Below are 6,000 nucleotides of genomic sequence, written 5' to 3' on the forward strand. Positions count from 1 at the left end.
GCCGCCGTCGGTGCGCGGGCGCTCCGCCGCGCTCGGTGTGCGCTACGTCTCATCCGCGGGTTGTTACGGCGAACGGGCCGCCGGTGTCTTGGTGTCGAGTGCCCAACACGAGCCCTGTGTCGGGAAGTTCGACTGCCCAGTGGAAAGAGTGAGAGTGCCTGACGTGACGAACACCGAAGCCGAACCCAATCCGTTCGGCGCCGTCCTCGGCGAGGAGCGGCACGCCATGTACGCCGCCATGGCGGCCAAAGGGGTGATCCACCCCTTCACCTCGCCCATGGGAACGTCCGGCTGGCTGGTGACCGGCTATGAGGAATCCCGCGCGCTGATGGCCGATCCGCGACTCATCAGGGGCGGTTGGCGCGCCGGCTTCCTCGCCGACAAGCTCCCCGAGGACGTGGCTCGCGGCATTCATTCGAACGCGCTCCACAACGACCCGCCGGCCCACACTCGCCTGCGGAAACTGGTGGCCCCGCTGTTCACCAAGCGCAGGGTCGAGAAGCTGATTCCCCGTATCCAGGAGATGACCGACGAGCTCCTCGCCGCCGCCGATCAGACGGAACCCATCGACCTGATCACCGCTCTGGCGTACCCGCTGCCGCTGAACGTGATCTGCGAGCTGCTCGGCATCCCGGAAGAAGGCCGTGTCCACTTCCGCGAGTGGACGCACACGATCGCGAACATCGGCGCCTACGGCTACGAGGACTTCGAGAAGGCCGTCACGTCCTTGCTCGAATACAGCCGGGAACTGATCAGTGCGAAACGCCTTGAGCCCACGGACGACCTGCTGTCCGATCTCATCGCCATGCGCGACGGTGAGGACAGGCTCAGCGAGGACGAACTCACCTCGACGTTCTTCATCATGCTGCTCGCCGGCCACGAGACCACGGTCAACGTGATCGGCAACGGCGTGCACGCGCTGCTCACCCACCGCGATCAGCTGGAACTCCTGCGCGAGCGACCCGAGCTCATGGACTCCGCGATCGAGGAGTTCCTGCGCTTCGACGGTCCGGGGCAGGTCACGCAGAACGCCTACCTCGCGGAACCCATGGAGGTGGGCGGTGTGAGTCTCCCCGAGGGTGCGGTGGTGCACTTCGCGGTGATCGCCGCCAACCGGGACGAAGAGCGCTTCCCGTCGGCCGACACCCTGGACATCACCCGCAACGCGAACGGTCACCTGTCCTTCGGCCACGGCATCCACTACTGCCTGGGGGCGCAACTGGCCCGAGCCGAGGTCGGCATCGTGTTCAGCACTCTGCTCGACCGATACCCCGACCTGCGACTGGCGGTGCCCGAGGAAGAACTGCTCCGCTCGCCCTCACGCATGATGCACGGCCTGTCCACGCTGCCCGTGCTGCTGCACTGACCGCGCTGACGCGGTGACTGCACTGACGCGGTGACTGTTCGTCGTCCCGCGAGCCGCCCCGCCCACCAGGGCGGGGCGACGACCGTCACGCCGGGCGCAGCCACAGCGTGGCCAGGGGCGGCAGCGTCAGCCGGATGCCGGCCGGCCTGCCGTGCCAGGGTGTGGGCTCCGGTTTCAGCGGGTCCGGGTTACCGACGCCGCTGCCCCCGTACCCGGCCGCGTCCGTGTTGAGGATCTCGTGCCAGGCCGGGACGTCGTCGGGGACGCCCAGCGCGTAGTCGTGGCGGACGACGGGCGAGAGGTTGGAGACGGACAGCAGCGGGGCGCCCCCGGCGTCGTATCGCAGGAACGCGAAGACGTTGTCCTCGGCCGCGTCCCCCACCACCCACTGGAAGCCCGCGGGGTCGGTGTCGCGCTGCCACAGGGCCGGGGTCGACCGGTAGACGGTGTTGAGGTCCCGGACCAGGTCTCTGACCCCCCGGTGATCGGCCTCGGCGCCGTACGCCGGGTCCAGCAGCCACCAGTCCGGGCCGTGCGCCTCCGACCACTCCGCGCCCTGCGCGAACTCCTGCCCCATGAAGAGGAGTTGCTTGCCCGGGTGGGCCCACATGAACGCCAGGTACGCCCGCAGGTCGGCGCGCTGCTGCCACCAGTCCCCGGGCATCTTCGACACCAGCGAGCGCTTCCCGTGCACCACCTCGTCGTGCGACAGCGGCAGCACGTAGTTCTCGCTGTACGCGTAGACCATCGAGAAGGTCATCTCGTCGTGGTGGAAGCGGCGGTGCACCGGCTCGTGGCCCATGTACTGCAGCGAGTCGTGCATCCACCCCATGTTCCACTTCAGGCCGAAACCCAGCCCGCCGAAGCCGCTCGGCCCCGGATGGTGGGTGGCCCGCGTGACGCCGTCCCAGGCCGTGGACTCCTCCGCGATGGTGACGACCCCGGGACTGCGCCGGTACACCGTCGCGTTCATCTCCTGGAGGAACGCCACCGCGTCCAGGTTCTCCCGGCCGCCGTGCTCGTTCGGCGTCCACTGACCGTCCTCGCGCGAGTAGTCGAGGTAGAGCATGGAGGCGACGGCGTCCACCCGCAGCCCGTCGACATGGAACTCCTCGCACCAGTAACTGGCGTTGGCCACCAGGAAGTTGCGCACCTCGCGCCGCCCGAAGTCGAACTCCAGCGTCCCCCAGTCGGGGTGCGCGGCCCGCAGCGGGTCCTCGTGCTCGTACAGCGGACGCCCGTCGAACTCGGCCAGCGCCCACTCGTCGCGCGGGAAGTGCGCCGGCACCCAGTCCATCAGGACGCCGACGCCGGCCCGGTGCAGCGCGTCCACCAGGCACTTGAAGTCGTCCGGCGTGCCGAGCCGGGCCGTCGGCGCGTAGAAGCCGGTGACCTGGTAGCCCCACGAGCCGCCGAAGGGATGCTCGGCCACCGGCATCAGCTCGACGTGCGTGAAGCCCAGGTCCCTGACGTATGCGGGCAGCTGCTCGGCGAGTTGACGGTACGTCAGGCCCGGTCGCCAGGACGGCAGATGGACCTCGTAGACGGAGAACGGGGCCTCGTGCACCGGCGTCTCGGCCCGCCGGGCCAGCCACTCCTCGTCGCCCCACTCGTAGTGCGAGGCGGTCACGATCGACGAGGTCGCGGGCGGGACCTCCGTACGCCGCGCCATCGGGTCGGCGCGCAGGGTGTGCGAGCCGTCGGGGCGGGTGATGTCGAACTTGTACAGCTCGCCCTCGCCGATCCCGGGCACGAACAGCTCCCAGATCCCGGACGAGCCGAGGGAGCGCATCGGGTACCCGGTGCTGTCCCAGAAGTTGAAGGTGCCGGCCAGCCGCACCCCGCGCGCGTTCGGCGCCCACACGCAGAAACCCGTGCCGGGCACGCCCTCGTGGACCGTCGGGTGCGCGCCGAGCACCGTCCACAACTGCTCGTGCCGGCCCTCGCCGATCAGATGCAGGTCCAGGTCGCCCAGCGTGGGCAGGAAACGGTAGGCGTCCTCGGTCTCCACGGCCGTGCCGTCGTACTCCACGAGCAGCCGGTACGCCGGAACCTCGACCAGGGGCAGCAGACCGGAGAAGAAGCCGTCGCCGTCGTCGTGCAGCTCGGCGCGCAGAGCGCCCGACAGGACGGTGACGGACCGCGCGTACGGGCGCAGCGCCTGGAAGACGATCCCGCCGGACGCCGGATGCGCGCCGAGCACGGCGTGCGGATCGTGATGCGTGCCGTGCAGCAGCCGCTCACGGTCGACGGCGTCGAGAGCGGGGGTGGGGGAGGGGGTCGCTTCGAGCGGCGGCACGGGTGCCGCAGGCACCACGGGCGGCACTCGCACCACAGGCGCCACGGGCTGCTCGGGCTTCTTCGCGGCGGCTTTCGCGACTCCTGCCGCCTTCTTGGCCAGTGCCTGCTTGGCTGGTGCCTTTTTGGCCGGCGCCTTCTTGCCGACGGCCTTCTTGCTCACGGCCTTCTCGGCCACCCCCTCGTCGCCGGCCGCCTTCTTGTCCGCGGCCTTCTTGGTCACTGCTTTCTTCGCGGTGGCCTTCTTCTTCGGGGGAGTCACGTACGGAGCCTCCTCAAGGCAGGTCGGGCGCGGCGAGCCGATGTATCGCGGCCAGGGGGACGGGGAGCCAGTCGGGGCGGTGCCGGGCTTCGTAGACGACCTCGTAGACCGCCTTGTCCGTTTCGTAGGCACGCAGCAGCACGGGGTCGGTGCGCGGGTCGACGCCCGCCGCCTCGGCGTACCCGGAGCAGTACGCCGCCCGGCAGGCGTGCGCCCAGCCCGGGGCGGGCGGGTCGGCCGACCGGGCCGCGTAGTCGAAGGAGCGCAGCATGCCCGCCACGTCCCGCACGGCCGGCTGGGGCATCCGCCGCTCGGCCAGCGGCCGGGCGGGCTCCCCCTCGAAGTCGATCAGCGCCCACTGGCCGGAGGCCGCCCGCAGGCACTGCCCGAGGTGCAGATCGCCGTGGACGCGCTGGGCGGTCCAGGTGCAGCCCTCGGCGGCGAGGTCGGCCAGCGCGGTGAAGGCGGTGCGCAGCGCGGGCGCGTACGGGCGCAGCGCGGGCACCGCCTGCGCGGCCGCGTCGAGCCGCTCGGTCATGCCGTCCGCCATCGGCCCGATCTGCGCATGCCCCAGCGTCGCCGTGGGCAGCGCCCGGGCCAGGGCCCCGTGCACCTCGGCGGTGGCCCGGCCCAGCGCTCGCGCCTCCGCGACGAAGTCCTCGCCCTTGGCCAGTTCCCGCAGCGCCAGCTCCCAGCCGTCCGCCGCGCCCTGGACATAGGGCTGGAGCACCGCCAGCACGTACGCCTCGCCCTCGCCGTCCCTTTCGCCCTCGCCCTCGCCCGCGCTCGGGTCCGCGAGCAGCCACGCGGTCGGGGCGGGCACCCGGGGGCAGCCCTCGCGGGCCAGCGCCAGCGGCAGCTCCAGGTCGGGATTGACGCCCGGCACGACCCGGCGCAGAAGCTTCAGGATGAACGTATCTCCATAGATGACCGACGAGTTCGACTGTTCGCCGGTCAGGCGGCGCGGGACCAGCCCCGAGCGGATCTCCTGCCCCGGGTCGCGTTCGCAGCGCAGTCCGCCGATCCGGGCCCGGGTGCGCAAGGCCTCCAGCAGCACCTCGGCGGGCCGGGTGTCGTAGAGGGCGTCGAACACGGTCCGCCCGGCCAGCGGGCCGTCCGTCACATGGCCGATCAGGGCGGGGGCCAGCCGGGGCGGAAGGGCCGCGCGGACGCCGATCAGCAGTTGGTAGCAGTCGCCGGGCGCGGCTCCCTGACGGGCGCGCACCAGCAGGTGGTACAGACCGAGGCGGGCCCCGGCGGGCAGCAGCTCGGTGGCCGCCACCAGCGAGAAACCGGTGATCGGACGCCCCTTGCCGGCGAACCAGCGCTGCCGGGGGAGCCACTCCCGCAGCAGGGGGTCCAACGACGCGAGGAGGCCGGGGCTGGTTTTGCCGGAAAGTGTGACAGTCTCCGCCATATGTGTCACATTCCTTTCCCCGGGGGGTCGGGGTGTGAGTGATGCGTGCCCCGGGCGGGACAGCGGAAACCGTCCCGCCCCGGGGTTCTAGACCGCGTCCTTGCGCAGCCTGAACCAGTAGAAGCCGTGCCCGGCCAGGGTGAGCAGGTAGGGCAGTTCGCCGACCGCCGGGAAGCGCACCCCGCCGAACAGCTCCACCGGATACCGCCCGTTGAAGCGGCTCAGGTCCAGCTCGGTGGGCTGTGCGAAGCGTGAGAAGTTGTGCACGCACAGCACCAGGTCGTCCCCGCCGTCCGCGGTGAGGGGGGCCTCGCGCAGGAACGCGAGGACGGCCGGGTTGGAGGACTGCAGTTCGGTGTACGTCCCGAGCCCGAAGGCGGGATTCTGCTTGCGGATCTCGATCATGCGCCGGGTCCAGTGCAGCAGCGAGGAGGGCGACGACATCGACGCCTCGACGTTGGCCACCTGGTACCCGTAGACGGGATCCATGATGGTCGGCAGGAAGAGCCGCCCGGGGTCACAGGACGAAAAACCTGCGTTGCGATCCGGTGTCCACTGCATCGGCGTGCGGACGGCGTCGCGGTCGCCGAGCCAGATGTTGTCGCCCATGCCGATCTCGTCGCCGTAGTAGAGGATCGGCGAGCCGGGCAGGGAGAG

General features: G+C 71.0%; 4 protein-coding genes. 1 reads left to right on the top strand and 3 read right to left on the bottom strand.

Annotation, left to right across the window (positions count from 1 at the left end; genetic code table 11):
• Positions 1–163: 163 nt before the first annotated feature.
• A complete protein-coding gene (locus tag ACWCPF_RS31100) occupies positions 164–1,366 on the top strand; it encodes a cytochrome P450 family protein (RefSeq protein ID WP_451048419.1) in 1,203 nt (400 codons plus the stop codon).
• 85 nt (positions 1,367–1,451) lie between these two features.
• Here ACWCPF_RS31100 and glgB read toward each other — a convergent pair whose 3' ends face one another.
• The 3 genes from glgB to ACWCPF_RS31115 all read right to left on the bottom strand — a co-directional run.
• Positions 1,452–3,926, bottom strand: a complete 2,475-nt coding sequence (glgB, locus tag ACWCPF_RS31105) for a 1,4-alpha-glucan branching enzyme (RefSeq protein ID WP_451048420.1) — start codon at positions 3,924–3,926, stop codon at positions 1,452–1,454.
• A 13-nt stretch (positions 3,927–3,939) separates the two neighbouring features.
• Positions 3,940–5,343, bottom strand: coding sequence for a maltokinase N-terminal cap-like domain-containing protein (locus ACWCPF_RS31110; protein WP_451048421.1), 1,404 nt, complete (start codon positions 5,341–5,343; stop codon positions 3,940–3,942).
• A gap of 87 nt (positions 5,344–5,430) precedes the next feature.
• A partial coding sequence (locus ACWCPF_RS31115; RefSeq protein ID WP_451048422.1) for an alpha-glucosidase C-terminal domain-containing protein occupies positions 5,431–6,000 on the bottom strand: 570 nt, incomplete at its 5' end.

The organism is Streptomyces sp. NPDC001858, from assembly GCF_053594615.1.

Coding starts and splice junctions, on each gene's coding strand:
- ACWCPF_RS31110 (WP_451048421.1), bottom strand. CDS start 5,343: ATGGCGGAGACTGTCACACTTTCCGGCAAAACCAGCCCCGGCCTCCTC.